The following is a 16,735-nucleotide window of genomic DNA, read 5'->3' on the forward strand; positions in this document are numbered from 1 at the left end:
CCTCTTTGATTAAAAACTTAAAATAGTGCAATTTATTCGTCTGGATAAGCCACTTTTTTCAGCGCTTTAATATCCGCATCTGGGGAGCAGAGTGAAATAAACTCGTAGCCATAACCACGCAGTAAATGACCTTTACGTACTGCAATCCAGGTGGTATTTACGCCGAAAATATCGGTTTTAATCTGCTTTAAGCGGTAATCACGCTCTGGGTCATAAGCTACATCGTTGACAATGCCGACGCCCATATTCATTTCTACATAGGTCTTGATGACATCGGCATCAAGTGCGGACATCACGATATCCACATCAAAACCAGCTTCTTCAAAGGCGGTATCAATCTTGGAACGACCGGTAAAGCCACCGTGATAAGTGATAATCGGGTAATGCGCCAAATCTTCGATGAGCACGTGTTCCTTACTTGCTAATGGATGATTCTGTGGAGTAATAATACTATGCTGCCAGTTATAATAAGGTACGCTGGCCAGATTATCTTCAGTGGTGAGTGCTTCGGTCGCAATACCGATATCGGCTTGACCTTGCAGCAGCATTTCCGTGATTTCAACCGGGCTGGCCTGTTGCAAAATTAAATGTACTTTAGGGAATTCTTTTTTGAATTGGCTGACAATTGGTGGCAACACATAACGCGCCTGGGTATGCGTCGTGGCAATCGTCAATGTGCCTTCATCGACTTTATTGAAATCATCGGCCAGACGTTTGATATTGTCGGCATCGACCAGCATGCGTTCCACAATGCCTAAAAGTGCCTGACCTGGTTCGGTTAAGCCCAGTAGACGTTTACCTTTACGGATAAATAACTGCACCCCCAGTTCATCTTCCAGATCTTTAATATGCTTACTTACCCCGGACTGTGAAGTATAAAGCGCAGCAGAAGCTTCAGTTAAATTAAAGTTTTGTCTAACCGTTTCTCGTATAATTCTTAATTGTTGGAAATTCATAATTCTCTTACCCTAGAAGAGGATGGGGCATTTTAAAGCCCCATCTTTTGATCTTAAGCGACCTGGTTTTCAAATAAATGCAAATTCACCGCACTTAACCAAACAGTTTGATTTGGGCGGAATTGATGCGCTCTCGCTTCATCAGGCGTCAGTAAAATTTCAATCAGATTGCCTTGACGGTCATTTAGCTCAGCAACTACTTTACCCGCGATCCATAATTCACGAATGAAGGTCGCCTGAATGGCATTGTCGTGTGGCTGTGCATGTATGCGTAACTCATCTGGACGTGCGAATAAAATTACTTCACCTTGAGCGGCATTTTTTGCACCCTCAAATTGAATGCGGTCTTCGCCGAGTTGGATGATGCCGCCATGGTTCTGACCTTCAAAACGGTTCGCCTGACCCAAAAAGTCGAATACAAATGGAGTTTTCGGGGTTTCATAGACTTCACGCGGTGAACCGATTTGCTCTACATTACCTTTGTTCATCACCACGATTTGATCCGCAACTTCGAGTGCTTCTTCCTGATCATGGGTTACAAAGATCGATGTAATATGCAGTTCATCATGCAAGGTGCGTAACCAGCGACGTAGTTCTTTACGGACTTTGGCATCCAGTGCACCGAAAGGTTCATCCAGTAATAATACACGCGGTTCAACGGCCAAAGCACGTGCCAAGGCAATACGCTGACGCTGACCACCAGAAAGTTGGGCTGGATATCGGTCAGCCAGGAAACCAAGCTGAACCAAGTCGAGTAAACGCGTCACACGTTTTTTAATTTCCGCTTCCGATGGACGGGTTTTACGTGGACGAACACGCAGACCAAAGGCAATATTGTCAAATACCGTCATATGGCGGAACAGGGCATAGTGCTGGAATACAAAGCCAACTTCACGCTCACGGACATGCACATTGGTGGCATCTTCGCCCTCAAGAATCACTTGACCGCCATCTGCAGATTCCAGACCGGCAATAATCCGTAGCAAAGTGGTTTTACCACAGCCTGATGGACCAAGAAGTGCGACTAACTGACCGTCCGGGAAATCCAGCGAAATGTTTTTCAGTGCATGGAATGCACCAAAGTGTTTTTCAATATTTTGTACTTGAATACTCATGTGGGCATTCCTTAAGAAACTGTTGAATCTTCATTACGTTTGTCTTGTTTTTCCTGGCGCAGTTCCACCCATGTTTTTAAAATCAGGGTCACGATTGCGAGGAGAGCCAGAAGCGAAGACACGGCAAACGCAGCACTAAAGGTATATTCGTTATAAAGAATTTCGACGTGTAGCGGTAAGGTATTGGTTTCACCACGGATATGGCCGGAAACCACCGACACCGCACCAAATTCACCCATGGCCCGCGCATTACACAGAATCACGCCATAGATCAGACCCCATTTGATATTGGGCAGGGTCACTTTCCAGAAAGTCTGCCAGCCAGATGCACCGAGTACAATCGCAGCTTCTTCTTCTTCGGTTCCTTGTGCTTCCATTAACGGAATTAGCTCACGCGCAACAAAAGGTACCGTAATAAAGATAGTCGCTAGGACAATCGCAGGCACTGCATAAAGGATCTTGATATCGTGATCCATCAGCCAAGAACCCATCCAGCCTTGGGTACCGAAAATCAGCACCAGCATCATACCCGCGATCACAGGTGAAACCGAGAAAGGGAGATCAATAATGGTGGTCAGGAATGATTTCCCCGGAAAGTTGAACTTCGCCACAGACCAGGCTGCCGCAACACCAAATACGACGTTAAGCGGTACTGCGATTGCAGCAGTCAGCAAGGTAAGTTTCACGGCTGACAAGGTATCCGGATGCACCAGCGCTTGGGTATAAACACCAACCCCTTGTTTAAATGCTTCAACAAAAACCAGAATCAAGGGCAGAATCAAGCAGCTCAAAAAGAAAATCAGCGCAATCGTGAGCAGGGTATAACGTACCCAGGTCGGCTCGCGGGTTGCATCGCGGGATTGCAGCTTTTCAGCCAGCGCATTGCTGTTGGTATTTAAACTCATCGCGCAGTTCTCCCGGTACGACGGCTGGCCCATGCCTGTAATAAGTTAATCAGGAATAGCATCACGAAGGAAATCAGTAGCATGACGACAGCAATCGTTGTTGCACCAGCATAATCATATTCTTCTAAACGAGAAATAATCATTAACGGTGCAATTTCCGTTTCAAAAGGCTGGTTACCGGCAATAAAGATGACTGAACCATATTCACCGACACCACGGGCAAAGGCCAAAGCAAAACCAGTGATCAGTGCAGGCAGCAGAATTGGAAAAATCACTTTGGTCACAATCTGAAAACGGTTGGCACCCAATGCAGAAGCCGCTTCTTCCAGTTCAGTTTCCAGATCGCTGAGGACTGGCTGAACGGTACGCACGACAAAAGGCAGACCAATAAAGATCAATGCCAGTGTAATACCAATCGGGGTATAAGCGACTTGAATCCCAATCGGTTCTAAATATTGACCAATCCAGCCGGTCGGTGCATATAAAGAGGTGAGGGCAATACCCGCAACTGCGGTTGGCAAAGCAAAAGGCAAATCTACCAGAGCATCGACAATACGTTTGCCCGGAAAGCTGTAACGTACCAGACACCACGCCAGTAACAGGCCAAATACTACATTGACCAGTGCAGCGACAATGGCTGCGGTGAAGCTTAACTGCAATGATTTCAAGATACGTTCAGAGCTCAGGATTTCCCATAAGCCATCCCAACCAATGCCCAGTGATTTAATAAAAACAGCTGACAGCGGGATCAAAACGATTAATGACAAATACGCTAGGGTAAAGCCTAGAGAAAGACCAAATCCTGGCAGCACTCGGGATCGCTGCGACATGATTACTCCTCAAAAGAGAGAATGCTGATTAAAAATAACCAGCGAAATTAGAAAATAAATTTGGCACAAGCATAGTTTGCAGCGACTAAAATGCAAATTTAAAATAATACTTGCTCTCATCAACTTTGCTGATATGGCGCATAGGGTTTTCTGAAATCAGATATTGTTCAATTTCAGGAAAAGGGCCAAAACCAGAAGCGACATTGACATGACCGACTGCGCCCAGATTGATCGGTTTGATTTTCCAAGCTTGGGCCAGTATGTGCGCATCTTCAAAACTTAACCAGGGATCATTTTCACTGATCAATAACGTGGTGGACACCTGAAGCTTGAGCTGTTGAAAATAGGTGCTGTAGTCAGTCTGACTGTCGCGCGCAAAACCATTTTCCCCAAACCGTGCCGGATTAGCCGGTGCCACCAATAGCAGATTTTTTACTTTTGCATTGAGTTCCGGATGTCGGGCAAGAGCCGCAATACTCGTCAGACAGCCAAAGCTATGCGCAACAATCTGAACTTCTGCTGGAATGGCTTGCAGGGTTTTGACAAATTCTGCCACCCAGATATCCAGTACCGGATGATTCCAGTCCTTTTGCTGAACACGGGAGCATCGCATCAGCCGGTGCTGTAAGCAGGTTTGCCAGTGGTTGTATTCACTGCCACCTACACCGGGAACGATAAGCGTATGAATCATGTTTATGCTCCTGTATCAATCAGCCTGAATAGTTATTTCGCACTGTTGGCTTTGACGATCTGGTCAAACACACCACCATTTTCAAAGTGGGCTTTTTGTACTTTGTTCCAGCCGCCAAATTCCTGATCAATCGTCACCAGTTTTAATGGCTTAAATACTTGGCTGTATTTGGCCAGTACTTTGGCATTACGTGGACGATAATAATGTTTGCCTGCCAAGTCTTGACCCAATGGCGAATACAGGAAGTTCAAATAACCTTGAGCCAAGTACTGGTTGCCTTTTTTCTTGGCATTTTTTTCTACAATCGCCACCGGTGGCTCAGCCAGAATAGATAGAGAAGGGGTAATAATTTCAAATTTGCCCGGCTGTTCACGAAGGGCTAAATGCGCCTCATTTTCCCAAGCCAGTAAAACATCCCCGATGCCACGTTCAGCAAAAGTCGTGGTTGAACCACGTGCCCCAGAATCCAGAACTTTGGTATTTTTATAAATTTTACGGACAAATTCTTGCGCAGTCTTATCATTACCGCCCGCCTGATGTTTGGCCCAAGCCCAAGCCGCCAGATAATTCCAGCGTGCACCGCCTGAAGTTTTCGGGTTTGGGGTAATGATTGCTACGCCCGGTTTGACCAGATCACTCCAGTCCTTAATCCCTTTAGGATTGCCTTTACGCACCAGGAATACGATAGTTGAGGTATATGGGGTTGAGTTTTGCGGCAATTTCTTCTGCCAGTCTGCAGGTAACAGTTTGGCTTTTTCTGCCAGTACATCAATATCCGCCGCCAGTGCCAACGTGACTACATCAGCATCCAGACCATCAATCACGGCACGAGCCTGCTTGCCTGAACCGCCATGTGATTGTTTGAAATTGATTTTTTGACCAGTCCGGCTTTCCCAGTATTTGCCAAAGTTTTTATTGACATCTTCATACAGTTCACGGGTGGGATCGTAGGATACATTGAGAAAATCACGTGCTGCAGCAGCAAAGGAAGTTGCCGAGATAACAGCAGCTAAAACCCCAAGTTTTAATGTGTTTGAAATGCTCATATGATCCTCAATCTCTTATACGTTTTGTAACATAGGAGGCAGAATAAACGTATTCTTTATGCGTAAAAAATAATTAAAAATGAATTTAATATGAAAAAAAGAGATAAATAAACGCTTAAGTGCTTGAAATAAGAATGGCCTTATGAATAAAGGCCATGATTAATTGCATTTAACGCATTATTTCGCATGATTGGCTTTGACAATCTGATCAAACACACCGCCATTGTCAAAATGCTGTTTCTGCACCTTGCTCCAGCCGCCAAACTCCTTATCAATGGTCACCAGTTTTAAGGATTTAAATACACTGCTGTACTGCTTCAAGACATTCGCATTACGTGGACGGTAAAAGTTTTTCGCAGCCACAGTTTGCCCAGCAGGTGAATACAGATAATTCAGATAGGCTTTGGCCAGATGTTCATTACCATCTTTCTTGGCATTCTTTTCTACAATCGCCACCGGTGGTTCAGCCAGAATAGACAGAGAAGGGGTAATGATTTCAAATTTTCCCGGCTGTTCGCGGACAGCTAAATGCGCTTCATTTTCCCAAGCGAGTAATACATCCCCAATGCCGCGCTCAGCAAAAGTGGTGGTGGCACCACGCGCACCCGAATCCAGTACTTTGGTTTGTTTGTAGATTTGACGGACAAAGTCTTGTGCTTTGGCATCATTGCCACCTTTCTGGTGTTTGGCCCACGCCCAGGCAGCCAGATAATTCCAGCGTGCACCACCTGAAGTTTTTGGGTTCGGGGTAATAATGTCTACGCCTTGTTTAACCAGATCTCCCCAGTCTTTGATTCCTTTTGGATTGCCTTTACGTACAAGAAAAACGATGGTTGAAGTATAGGGTGTCGAATTCTGCGGGAATTTCTTTTGCCAGTCTTTAGGCAGCAAACCACGTTCTGCAATTTCATCAATATCTGCTGCCAGTGCCAGTGTTACAACATCGGCATCCAGTCCGTCAATCACGGCACGTGCCTGTTTGCCTGAACCGCCATGTGACTGTTTATAGTTAATATCCTGACCGGTGGTTTTTTTCCAGTATGCGCTGAATTCCTTATTGAAATTGTCATATAATTCACGAGTCGGGTCATATGAAACGTTTAGGAAATCTTTTGCAGAGACACTAAAAGCGCTTGCTGATACCAGTGCTGCCAATACCCCAATTTTTAATTTACGAATGCTCATTTTTTCCTCAAGTTTTTTAGCTTTTGTTAGATGAGGCAAGAATAGCTTGAGTTTTTTTGCATAAAAAATAATTAAAAAAGAATTGGATGTGAGTAAAAGAGATATATAGGTGAAGCCTGGATATTACTGCTCAATTTATATTTTAGAGACCGTAAAAATATGCTGTATTTAAAAAATGCCCAACGTGTCAGTCATATAGAGGTGCTGGATCGTGGCTTTCATTATGGTGATGGTTGTTTTACTACGGCCCGGATTCGACATAACCGGATTGAATTGTATGATCGTCATTTGACACGTTTGCAAAACAGCAATCAGAGCTTAAGCCTGAATGCCAATCTCGATCTGATCACGGAAAGTTTACAGCTTCTCGGGGAGTCAGAGGGTAAGCTGAACGGGACATTAAAGATTGTGCTCAGTCGTGGAGTGGGTCAGCGCGGTTATAGTTTGCCGGATCATCCCGCAGATCTCTGGCTGTTTTATTATCCTCAAGACATACAGGATTTTAAGTTTGAACAGATTCAAAGTGGCGTATTGCAGCAGGCAGTGGGATTGACTATGCCCAGTCTGGTTGGACTGAAAACCCTGAACCGCCTGGAGCAGGTTTTACTGAAACAGGAAGCAGATCAACGCGGCTGGCCTGAGGCAATAGTGACAGATGTACAAGGTGGCATTGTCGAAGGGGTGAGCAGTAATTGTTTCATTCTTATAAAGAATACATGGATTACGCCAGAACTCCGTTATAATGGCGTCTTCGGTGTCATGCGTGCAGAAATTCTACAACGTATGCAAGATCAGGGTATTGTCTATGAGCAACGATATATCGGTATGGATGAAATTTCCCATATTCGGAGTCTGTTTTTCTGCAATGCACTCAGCCCGATGAAAATTGTCACACAATTTGAGCAGCGCGCCTTGGATGGCAATGCTTGTATTGAACTTTTTAACCGTCTTCGATTAAACCAGATGTCTTAATATGTCAGCTTCCAAACCTAAAGCCAAAAAGAAAAATAAAGCGAGATTCTCCTCATCTTTCAAAGGAATTGCCTTAGTCCTGATTGGTATTGCTTTGATCTTGGCGTTAATCCTGAAAAGCAGTTTGTGGAAGGATTATCCTGTAGAAGGAAAAAAACAGCTGCTCGCGATCGAATCTGGTCAAACCTATTCCGGTTTTATTGATCGTCTGGCCACAGAAGATCAGGTGAGTTTCCCGATCATTCTCAAGCTGTATCAGCGCATCATGATTCATGACACCATGAAAGCGGGCGTGTATGAAGTACGCCAAGGCATGAGCATCCGTCAGGTCTTGGAGATGATTTCCGATGCAGATAATGCCCAGATGAGCCGGATTCTGGTAATTGAAGGCACGACCTTTAAGCAACTGATTGATGCCCTGAAGAAAAATGATTTAGTCACCAAAGAAGTACTGCATCTGCCTACTGAGCAATTACTCAAAGAATTGAATATTCCGTTTTCACATCCTGAAGGGCTGTTTGCACCGGATACTTATTTCTTTGCCAAAGGTGAAACTGACCGTAAAATTCTGACCAATCTGTATCAGCGCCAGATGAAAGCACTGGATGAGGCGTGGGCGAAACGTGCAACTGATCTGCCGTATCAGAATAAATATGACGCGCTGATCATGGCCTCAATCATTGAAAAAGAGACCAGTGTGGATCGTGAATTGGAACAGGTTTCTGGGGTATTTGTACGCCGTTTAAAAATTGGCATGCGTTTACAGACCGATCCAACAGTGATTTATGGCATGGGTGACAGCTATAACGGCAATATTACTCGCAAGGATTTACGCACACCGACGCCGTATAACACCTATACCATTTCAGGTTTGCCGCCAACACCGATTGCCTTGCCAAGCAAGAAAGCCATTGAAGCAGCCATGCATCCGGATAATTCTGACAACCTGTATTTTGTCGCTACCGGTAATGGTGGGCATAAATTCACGAGCAATCTGAATGACCACAATAAAGCCGTACAGGAATATCTGACGATTTTACGCTCGAAAAATAAGGAATGAGTATGTTTATTAGCTTTGAAGGCACAGAAGGTGTAGGTAAAACCACGCTCATTCGTTCGATCTATGAAGATTTTATCGCACAGGGTAAAGATGTCATTTTGACTCGCGAACCGGGGGGAACACCAATGGCCGAGCAGATTCGCTCGCTGTTGCTGGCTGTAAACCATGAAGAAGCCATGGCGCATGATACCGAGCTGTTATTGATGTATGCAGCGCGTGCCCAGCATCTGGCACAAGTGATTCTGCCCGCATTAGCAGCCGGGAAAATTGTCCTGTGTGACCGTTTTAGCGATGCCAGCTTTGCCTATCAATGTGCAGGTCGGGGGGTGAGTGAAACCAAGTTGCAATTACTCAATGACCACTTTGTCGCACGCATGCCGGATATCACGTTCTGGTTAGAAGCGCCTATTGAATTGGGGATGAACCGAGCACGTGAACGCGGTGCGCTGGATCGTTTTGAACAGGAAAAAGTCACTTTCTTTGAGAAAGTGAGAGCGGGATATGAAACTTTATGGCAACGTCATCCTGAACGGATCAAACGTCTGGATGCGACTCAGACACCTGGGCAAGTATTTGAGCAGGCCTTAAGTTATCTAAAATAAGCCGATTATTAAAATACTTTTTATTTAATTTTTCTCTAGGTTTATCTGTGAAGAATCTTCTATATTAAGGCTGATATAGAAGATTTTTTAATCATATGAAAACGACCAAAACTGAGATAGAACAATTTTTACAACAAGAATTTCCGCAAAGCCTGGAGAAGTGCCGGATTGAAGCCGTTTCTCCGCGTGGAGCCACTCTGCTTTATCAGGTGAGATCAGAAGAATTGCGTCCAGGCGGCACAGTTTCCGGCCCAACCATGATGACCTTGGCGGATTTTGCTCTTTATGTCGCCATTCTGGGTGAAATTGGATTGGTCGGTTTGGCCGTGACCACTAACTTGAATATCAATTTTTTACGTAAACCTTCTGGTGGAACGGATATACGGGGAGAGTGTAAGCTGATCAAAGTCGGCAAGGCACTGATCGTGGGAGAGGTCTGGATTTATTCGATAGATCATGAAGAACCTGTGGCGCATGTGACTGGAACATATTCAATTCCACCACAACGTTAATTGTCTGAAAGATATAAGACTGACTGTAAATAGCCTAAGCTAACTTCGAGCAGATAAAAATCTAAAAAGAAAAGGAGATATCATCCAAGGATGTTATCTCCATCCACTTTTAACAATTCACCAAAGGTGTTTCTACTTCAAAATTTGGTGGCACGAGGACTGTTTTGCGTAGTTCTGGGAGTAGCTCGGGATAATCCAGGGTGAAATGCAAACCGCGAGATTCTTTGCGGTGCATGGCGCAGCGCACGATCATCTCGGACACCAGCACCAGATTACGTAACTCAATCAGATTTTTGCTGACCTGGTAATCCTGATAATACTCGGTAATTTCTTTTTTCAGCATTTCAATACGATGTAGTGCACGTTCCAGACGTTTAGTCGTGCGTACGATTCCAACATAGTTCCACATGGTCTGACGTAGCTCATCCCAGTTTTGCAGAATCACCACATCCTCATCCGGGTTGGTCACCTGAGAATCATCCCAAGCTGGTACTGCAGGAGCTGGCTGATCGGCCTTGAAATTTTTCTGAATATGCTTGGCTGCACTCATGCCATAGACAAAGCATTCTAAAAGTGAGTTACTGGCCATACGGTTAGCACCATGCAGGCCAGTATAAGAGGTTTCCCCAATCGCATAGAGTCCGGCAATATCCGTCTGACTGTTTTCATCCACCATGACGCCACCGCAAGTATAATGGGCTGCCGGAACGACTGGAATCATGTCCTTGGTAATATCAATACTCAGCTCGAGCAAACGGGCATACAGGGTAGGGAAATGTTCTTTAACAAAGCTTTCATCTTTATGGGTAATGTCCAGCCAGACATGACGAATACCGAGCCGCTTGATTTCATAGTCGATGGCACGTGCCACAATATCACGCGGTGCGAGTTCGGCTCGTTCATCAAAACGCAGCATAAAGCGTTCACCATCAGGCAGGCGCAGATAAGCACCTTCGCCGCGCATTGCTTCAGTAATCAGGAAAGAACGTGCTTGCGGATGATAAAGACAGGTCGGATGAAACTGGTTAAATTCCATATTGGCTACCCGGCAGCCGGCACGATAGGCCATGGCAATACCATCACCCGTAGCAATATCCGGATTTGAGGTGTAAAGATAGGCTTTCATGGCACCGCCACAGGCTAGCGCGGTAAATGGTGCCAAGAAAGTATGCACTTTTTCAGTTTTTTCATCCAGTACATATAAACCCAGCGCGCGATTATCGCCGTCTAAACCGAGCTTTTGTGAACAGATCAGGTCAATCGCAATATAGTTTTCAAAGATTCTAATATTCTGTTTTTCTTGGGCACGTTGTACCAGAGTAGTGGAAATGGCACGACCCGTGGCATCGGCCGCATGAATAATTCGGCGCTGTGAATGACCACCTTCACGGGTAAGATGTAACTGTTCCTGTTCGTCGAGAGTAAATTGAACGCCGTGTTTCAGCAGGAAATCAACCGAGGGCTTACCACCTTCTACCGTCTGTTTAACCGCATCCATTTCACACAGTTGCGCACCTGCAATCATAGTGTCATCAATATGCTGTTCAATCGAATCCATTTCATCCAGTACTGCGGCCACGCCACCTTGAGCATAAAAAGTGCTGGCATCTGTCAGGGTAGATTTCGCCAAGACTGCAATATTAAAATGATCTGGGAGCGATAAGGCTAAACTTAAACCGGCACCGCCACTGCCCACAATAATGACGTCAAATTGATGGGTAAGGGATAAATTAGACATGTCCATCAGCTAATTTTAAAAAAAGTTTGGTAATAACAGCGCTTTTTTGTACAAAAGGCAAGCGTTGAAGTGCTCATTTATTGATGAAAAAAATTAATCAAAGCTTTAACTTAATGCTTTAATAATGAGATATTGCCCAGAATAAAGTATTGAAACATATTATTACTTAAACTTTACAGTGTTTGTGATAAAACCTATTTACATAAATTTATCAACAATTTGAGTGAATAATTTATATGAAAATTCTAGACTTAAAAAAAGGATTATTTGCAGCGACTCTCACCATGAGTGCTGCACAGTTGCAGGCGGTCACGCCGGTTGATTTTTCAAATCTGGTCGAGCAGGTCAGTCCTGCAGTGGTCAGTGTCAATGTCGTTAAAAAAATGAGCGAAGAAGAGCTCTTACAACAACAAGTTCCGGAAATTCTGCGCCGCTTTTTTGGCAATCAGGTGATTATTCCGCAGCAGCGTATGCCACAGGAAAAAACCGGTTATGGCAGTGCATTCTTTATCAGCAAGGATGGCTATCTGCTGACCAATCATCATGTGGTTGAAGATGCTTCCAAAGTCACCATTACCCTGAATGACCGTCGGGAAATTGATGCCACTGTTGTTGGGAGTGATGCACGAACTGACGTAGCTTTGCTTAAAGTTAATGGCTCGAATTTTCCAGAATTACGCACAGGAGATGTCGGACGCTTACGTGTTGGTGAGCCTGTTCTTGCCATTGGTTCGCCATTTGGCTTTGATTATTCTGCTTCTGCTGGAATTGTCAGTGCCAAAATGCGCAACATGATGGGTGAAACTGCAGTCCCTTTTATCCAGACCGATGTGGCTCTAAACCCAGGTAATTCCGGTGGCCCTCTGTTTAACCAGCGTGGTGAAGTGGTTGGAGTGAACTCACGGATCTTTAGTGGAACCGGTGGGTATATGGGTTTGTCCTTCTCGATCCCGATTGATGTCGCGATGGAAGTTGCGGATCAATTGAAGAAAAATGGTAAAGTGACCCGCTCTTATCTGGGCGTAAGTTTGCAGGATATCGACCGTAACCTGGCTGAATCTTATAACCTGCCTAAGCCTGAAGGTTCCTTGGTGACTCAGGTTGCACCGAACTCACCGGCTGCACGTGCAGGTCTGCGTGCGAGTGATGTCATCTTAAAATACAACGGTACCCCAATCTCACGTACCAGCGAGTTGTTGAACTATTTGAACCGTACTGCACCTCAGCAGCAGGTACAACTTGAAATCTTGCGTGATGATAAACGTCGTAGTATTGCAGCGACTTTAAGTGCGGCACCAGATGATACCCCAGCAAAAGCAAGCACACAGGCTCAACCCAGCAAAGGGCCAGTAATCGGGGTTTCAATTCGTGATCTTAGTCCAGCAGAGTTAGCGAGTCTGGAAATCAAAGGTGGTGTGGTGATTCAGGATGTACGTCCGGGTGGTATTGCAGCACAGGCACGAATTATGCCGAATGATGTGATCACTCAAATTAATAACCAGACAGTACTGAACTCAAATCAGTTTGTACAAGAGGTGTCTGAACTGAAAAAGGGTAGTATCGCGCGTGTCACCTTGATTCGTCAGGGGCAGCTTGCGGTGGTCGGGATGCGTATCTCATAAAATTGCTAGATTTTCTTGAAAAACCGCTTGTATAAGCGGTTTTTTATTTTTTGCAATTTACCCCAGCGATAAATTCGGTAGACTCTATAGCCTTAAAATCATGGAAAGGATAACAGCAAAGTGAGTGGTATTTTTGATCTTTCTTTAAAGGTACAAGCCAAACATATTGATGGTTTGGGTCATGTGAACAATGTGGTCTATGTGCAATGGATGCAGGATGTCGCATCAGCTCATATTGAAAAACTGGGCTTGGGACTCAAGCAATATGTAGAGCTGAAACATGCCATGGTCGCAGTTGAACATCAGGTGCAATATCGCAAGGCAGCTTTTGAAGGAGACGAGATTATTCTGCGCACTTGGCTGAATGATATCAATGCCCTGTATTCATTTAGACAATACGCCTTTTATCGACCACAGGATCAGACCCTGTTATTTACCGGAAGTACGCAATGGGCTTGTATCGAAATGGCCACGGGGCGTCCAAAACGTATGTCACCAACTTTTACTCAGGCTTATCAGCCACTTTCAGAGCATGTAAATCCTTTTGATTTTTCCATTTTATATCTGGATTAATGAGACAATATTTTCCAGTTTGTTCAGTACATCTGGATAATATTGAGGAAGAAATGTGATTTGAGAGTTATCTTCTACTCGTAGTAACCCAGATTCCATCTGACTGACGTGTACGCGACACCAAGGATAAAGGAAAAAATATAATTCTTTTTCTAGATCACCATTCTGCTATAATCCTTCGCAATTTCTATTCGGCTTTTGTTATGTAATATTTTTAAATTACATAGCGCGTTTTTTCTCAAGGTAACCCATGGCGCAAGCTAAAAAATCTGTTGATATTAAAAACATTCGTAACTTCTCGATTATTGCGCACATTGACCACGGTAAATCGACCCTAGCGGATCGCTTTATTCAAACTTGTGGCGGTTTGCAAGATCGTGAAATGCAGGCTCAAGTCCTTGACTCAATGGAGCTTGAGCGCGAACGTGGGATTACCATTAAAGCCACTTCGGTAACCTTGTACTATACTCATCCCAACGGTCAAGAGTATCAGTTGAACTTTATTGATACGCCGGGGCACGTCGATTTCTCGTATGAAGTATCACGTTCGCTTGCTGCCTGTGAAGGTGCCTTGCTTGTTGTAGATGCTGCGCAGGGCGTAGAAGCACAGTCTGTTGCCAACTGCTATACCGCAATTGAACAAGGTCTGGAAGTACTTCCGGTACTGAACAAGATCGACTTGCCGCAAGCTGAACCTGAACGTGTGATTCAGGAAATTGAAGATATTATCGGGATTGAAGCTACAGAAGCGCCGACCTGTTCTGCAAAAACAGGTTTAGGTATTGAAGGTGTGCTTGAAACACTGGTCAATGTGATTCCTGCACCTGAGGGTGATCGCGAAGCGCCGTTGCAAGCCCTGATTGTAGATTCATGGTTTGATAACTACCTTGGTGTCGTATCTTTGGTACGCGTCAAGCAGGGTCGTGTGCGTAAAGGCGACAAGATGTTGATCAAATCAACAGGTCAAACGCACATCATTACTTCTGTGGGTATCTTTAACCCGAAACATACTGAAACCGGTATGCTGGAAGCGGGTGAAGTTGGCTTTGTGATTGCAGGTATTAAAGATATTTTCGGTGCACCGGTCGGTGATACGATTACTCTGGCAGCGACACCTGAAGTGGCAACATTACCGGGCTTTAAAAAGGTGAAACCGCAGGTTTATGCCGGTTTATTCCCAATTGATGCCAGCGATTTTGAACCTTTCCGTGAAGCATTGCATAAGCTACAAATTAATGACTCGGCCTTGTTCTTTGAACCTGAAAGTTCAGATGCACTCGGGTTTGGTTTCCGCTGTGGCTTCTTGGGCATGCTGCACATGGAGATCGTACAAGAACGTCTGGAACGCGAATACGATCTTGACCTGATTTCTTCTGCGCCAACTGTAATTTATGAAGCGGTGATGAAGAATGGTCAGACGATTTATATCGACAGTCCATCCAAAATGCCGGATGGTTCAACCGTTGAAGATCTGCGTGAACCGATTGCTGAATGTCATATTCTTGTGCCGCAAGAATACCTGGGTAACGTCATGACATTGTGTGTTGAGCGCCGTGGTGTGCAAAAAGACATGAAGTTTATGGCGAATCAGGTTTCTATTACTTTCGAAATTCCAATGGCCGAAGTGGTGATGGATTTCTTTGATAAATTGAAGTCTTGTTCACGTGGTTTTGCCTCACTCGACTATAACTTTGTCCGTTTTGAAAGCTCATCTTTAGTCAAAGTAGATGTGCTGATTAATGGTGAAAAAGTCGATGCCTTGGCGATGATCTGTCACCGTAATGATGCACGTCATCGTGGTATTGCACTGGTTGAAAAAATGAAAGACCTGATTCCACGTCAAATGTTTGATGTCGCGATTCAGGCGGCAATTGGTGCGCAAATCATTGCACGTTCGACTGTGAAAGCGATGCGTAAAAACGTATTGGCGAAGTGTTATGGTGGTGACGTGTCACGTAAGAAAAAACTTCTGTCTAAACAGAAAGAAGGTAAGAAACGCATGAAACAGGTGGGTAGCGTAGAAATCCCGCAAGAAGCGTTCTTAGCCGTATTAAAAGTCGAACGCTAAAATAATAAGGATATAAGCCCATGGATTTTGATTTTAATTTGATTCTTGTGCCTGCGACCCTGTTTTTTGTCGCAGTGTGGTTGCTAGACAAGTTTGTTTTGAAACAAAGACAAACCCGGGGCAAGGGCCATGAGAATTTCATTATCACTTGGGCTTATGACTTTTGGCCGGTGCTGGCCATCGTGCTGGTACTGCGTTCTTTTTTATACGAACCTTTTAATATTCCGTCCGATTCGATGGTGCCGACGCTAGAAACTGGTGATTTTATTCTGGTGAATAAATTTGACTATGGCATCAAACTGCCTATGGTGAACACCAAAATTATTGATACTGGCAGTCCGGAACGTGGTGATGTTGCGGTATTCCGTTATCCACCACAACCGACCATCAGTTATATCAAGCGTATTGTCGGCTTGCCAGGCGATCATATTGTTTATGATCATGGCCAGTTGAGCATTAATGGTGAAAAAGTAGCGAAAGTTCCAGTAGAATTTAGCCGCGAAAAAGACCGCTTAGATACCCCGAATGCTATTTATCATAAAGAAACCCTGGGTGAGCATACCTTTACCATGCGTGAGCTGGAAGGTGTGAATGTCGCTCGTCAGGCACCTTTTATTAACTATCTGGAAAATGGTAAATATTCAGGTGAAAATGGTTTATATTGGGAAGTGAAAGTGCCAGAAGGTCATTACTTTGCGATGGGGGATAATCGCGATCAGAGTGCTGACAGTCGTTTCTGGGGGCTTGTTCCGGAAGAAAACTTAACAGGTCGTGCCTTCTATATCTGGATGCATAAAGAACCTGGCTTTAAATTGCCATCGTTTGGTCGAAACGGAACAATCGATTAATTGTTTCAATCA

General features: G+C 44.5%; 16 protein-coding genes. 8 read left to right on the forward strand and 8 right to left on the reverse strand.

Going from position 1 to position 16,735, the window contains the following annotated elements; all coding sequences use genetic code 11:
* Positions 1–32: 32 nt before the first annotated feature.
* From NI470_RS00845 to NI470_RS00875, 7 genes are all read right to left on the reverse strand, one after another.
* The gene (locus NI470_RS00845; RefSeq protein WP_253147586.1) at positions 33–956 is read right to left on the reverse strand and encodes a CysB family HTH-type transcriptional regulator; all 924 of its coding nucleotides are present in this window, start codon (positions 954–956) and stop codon (positions 33–35) included.
* Positions 957–1,009: 53 nt separating this feature from the next.
* Positions 1,010–2,071, reverse strand: a complete 1,062-nt coding sequence (locus NI470_RS00850; RefSeq protein WP_253147585.1) for a sulfate/molybdate ABC transporter ATP-binding protein — start codon at positions 2,069–2,071, stop codon at positions 1,010–1,012.
* Between the two features lie 11 nt (positions 2,072–2,082).
* Positions 2,083–2,976 (reverse strand): sulfate ABC transporter permease subunit CysW, encoded by an 894-nt coding sequence (cysW, locus tag NI470_RS00855; protein WP_004279077.1) that lies wholly within the window; start codon positions 2,974–2,976, stop codon positions 2,083–2,085.
* A complete protein-coding gene (gene cysT / locus NI470_RS00860) occupies positions 2,973–3,806 on the reverse strand; it encodes a sulfate ABC transporter permease subunit CysT (RefSeq protein WP_004279076.1) in 834 nt (277 codons plus the stop codon). Before cysT ends, cysW begins: the two co-directional genes overlap by 4 nt.
* 85 nt (positions 3,807–3,891) lie before the next feature.
* Entirely contained in the window at positions 3,892–4,497 is a 606-nt protein-coding gene (locus tag NI470_RS00865; RefSeq protein WP_224215564.1) for an RBBP9/YdeN family alpha/beta hydrolase, read from the reverse strand.
* A 32-nt stretch (positions 4,498–4,529) separates the two neighbouring features.
* A complete protein-coding gene (locus tag NI470_RS00870; protein ID WP_253147584.1) occupies positions 4,530–5,543 on the reverse strand; it encodes a sulfate ABC transporter substrate-binding protein in 1,014 nt (337 codons plus the stop codon).
* A gap of 177 nt (positions 5,544–5,720) precedes the next feature.
* Positions 5,721–6,728, reverse strand: coding sequence for a sulfate ABC transporter substrate-binding protein (locus tag NI470_RS00875; protein ID WP_253147583.1), 1,008 nt, complete (start codon positions 6,726–6,728; stop codon positions 5,721–5,723).
* A 159-nt stretch (positions 6,729–6,887) separates the two neighbouring features.
* Between NI470_RS00875 and pabC the strand changes: the two genes are divergently transcribed.
* The 4 genes from pabC (at position 6,888) to NI470_RS00895 (ending at position 9,874) form a co-directional block, all read left to right on the forward strand.
* Complete coding sequence (gene pabC, locus NI470_RS00880) at positions 6,888–7,700, forward strand: aminodeoxychorismate lyase (protein WP_005103808.1); 813 nt, start codon at positions 6,888–6,890, stop codon at positions 7,698–7,700.
* A 1-nt stretch (position 7,701) separates the two neighbouring features.
* Complete coding sequence (gene mltG, locus NI470_RS00885; RefSeq protein WP_180181264.1) at positions 7,702–8,760, forward strand: endolytic transglycosylase MltG; 1,059 nt, start codon at positions 7,702–7,704, stop codon at positions 8,758–8,760.
* A gap of 2 nt (positions 8,761–8,762) precedes the next feature.
* A complete protein-coding gene (gene tmk, locus NI470_RS00890; RefSeq protein ID WP_253147582.1) occupies positions 8,763–9,362 on the forward strand; it encodes a dTMP kinase in 600 nt (199 codons plus the stop codon).
* 95 nt (positions 9,363–9,457) lie between these two features.
* Positions 9,458–9,874, forward strand: a complete 417-nt coding sequence (locus NI470_RS00895) for a PaaI family thioesterase (RefSeq protein ID WP_005103804.1) — start codon at positions 9,458–9,460, stop codon at positions 9,872–9,874.
* A 109-nt stretch (positions 9,875–9,983) separates the two neighbouring features.
* Here NI470_RS00895 and nadB read toward each other — a convergent pair whose 3' ends face one another.
* Positions 9,984–11,618, reverse strand: a complete 1,635-nt coding sequence (nadB, locus tag NI470_RS00900) for an L-aspartate oxidase (protein ID WP_253147581.1) — start codon at positions 11,616–11,618, stop codon at positions 9,984–9,986.
* Between the two features lie 230 nt (positions 11,619–11,848).
* On the opposite strand from nadB, the gene NI470_RS00905 reads away from it, so the two are divergent.
* The 4 genes from NI470_RS00905 to lepB all read left to right on the forward strand — a co-directional run bounded on the left by NI470_RS00905 (position 11,849) and on the right by lepB (position 16,723).
* Positions 11,849–13,234 carry a Do family serine endopeptidase gene (locus NI470_RS00905; RefSeq protein ID WP_004279067.1) on the forward strand — a complete coding sequence of 462 codons (1,386 nt, stop codon included), beginning with the start codon at positions 11,849–11,851 and terminating at the stop codon, positions 13,232–13,234.
* A 120-nt stretch (positions 13,235–13,354) separates the two neighbouring features.
* Entirely contained in the window at positions 13,355–13,807 is a 453-nt protein-coding gene (locus tag NI470_RS00910) for an acyl-CoA thioesterase (protein ID WP_253147580.1), read from the forward strand.
* A gap of 250 nt (positions 13,808–14,057) precedes the next feature.
* Positions 14,058–15,875 carry a translation elongation factor 4 gene (lepA, locus tag NI470_RS00915; protein WP_004731667.1) on the forward strand — a complete coding sequence of 606 codons (1,818 nt, stop codon included), beginning with the start codon at positions 14,058–14,060 and terminating at the stop codon, positions 15,873–15,875.
* A 20-nt stretch (positions 15,876–15,895) separates the two neighbouring features.
* Positions 15,896–16,723 carry a signal peptidase I gene (lepB, locus tag NI470_RS00920; protein WP_004279064.1) on the forward strand — a complete coding sequence of 276 codons (828 nt, stop codon included), beginning with the start codon at positions 15,896–15,898 and terminating at the stop codon, positions 16,721–16,723.
* Positions 16,724–16,735 lie beyond the last annotated feature (12 nt).

This window comes from Acinetobacter lwoffii, from assembly GCF_024129115.1.
GTDB classification, from domain to species: Bacteria; Pseudomonadota; Gammaproteobacteria; order Pseudomonadales; family Moraxellaceae; genus Acinetobacter; species Acinetobacter lwoffii_T.

Bases quoted from the DNA above. Each gene is read 5' to 3' on its own strand.
- NI470_RS00845 (WP_253147586.1), bottom strand. From the start codon at position 956: ATGAATTTCCAACAATTAAGAATTATACGAGAAACGGTTAGACAAAAC.
- NI470_RS00850 (WP_253147585.1), bottom strand. From the start codon at position 2,071: ATGAGTATTCAAGTACAAAATATTGAAAAACACTTTGGTGCATTCCAT.
- cysW (WP_004279077.1), bottom strand. From the start codon at position 2,976: ATGAGTTTAAATACCAACAGCAATGCGCTGGCTGAAAAGCTGCAATCC.
- cysT (WP_004279076.1), bottom strand. From the start codon at position 3,806: ATGTCGCAGCGATCCCGAGTGCTGCCAGGATTTGGTCTTTCTCTAGGC.
- NI470_RS00865 (WP_224215564.1), bottom strand. From the start codon at position 4,497: ATGATTCATACGCTTATCGTTCCCGGTGTAGGTGGCAGTGAATACAAC.
- NI470_RS00870 (WP_253147584.1), bottom strand. From the start codon at position 5,543: ATGAGCATTTCAAACACATTAAAACTTGGGGTTTTAGCTGCTGTTATC.
- NI470_RS00875 (WP_253147583.1), bottom strand. From the start codon at position 6,728: ATGAGCATTCGTAAATTAAAAATTGGGGTATTGGCAGCACTGGTATCA.
- pabC (WP_005103808.1), top strand. From the start codon at position 6,888: ATGCTGTATTTAAAAAATGCCCAACGTGTCAGTCATATAGAGGTGCTG.
- mltG (WP_180181264.1), top strand. From the start codon at position 7,702: ATGTCAGCTTCCAAACCTAAAGCCAAAAAGAAAAATAAAGCGAGATTC.
- tmk (WP_253147582.1), top strand. From the start codon at position 8,763: ATGTTTATTAGCTTTGAAGGCACAGAAGGTGTAGGTAAAACCACGCTC.
- NI470_RS00895 (WP_005103804.1), top strand. From the start codon at position 9,458: ATGAAAACGACCAAAACTGAGATAGAACAATTTTTACAACAAGAATTT.
- nadB (WP_253147581.1), bottom strand. From the start codon at position 11,618: ATGGACATGTCTAATTTATCCCTTACCCATCAATTTGACGTCATTATT.
- NI470_RS00905 (WP_004279067.1), top strand. From the start codon at position 11,849: ATGAAAATTCTAGACTTAAAAAAAGGATTATTTGCAGCGACTCTCACC.
- lepA (WP_004731667.1), top strand. From the start codon at position 14,058: ATGGCGCAAGCTAAAAAATCTGTTGATATTAAAAACATTCGTAACTTC.
- lepB (WP_004279064.1), top strand. From the start codon at position 15,896: ATGGATTTTGATTTTAATTTGATTCTTGTGCCTGCGACCCTGTTTTTT.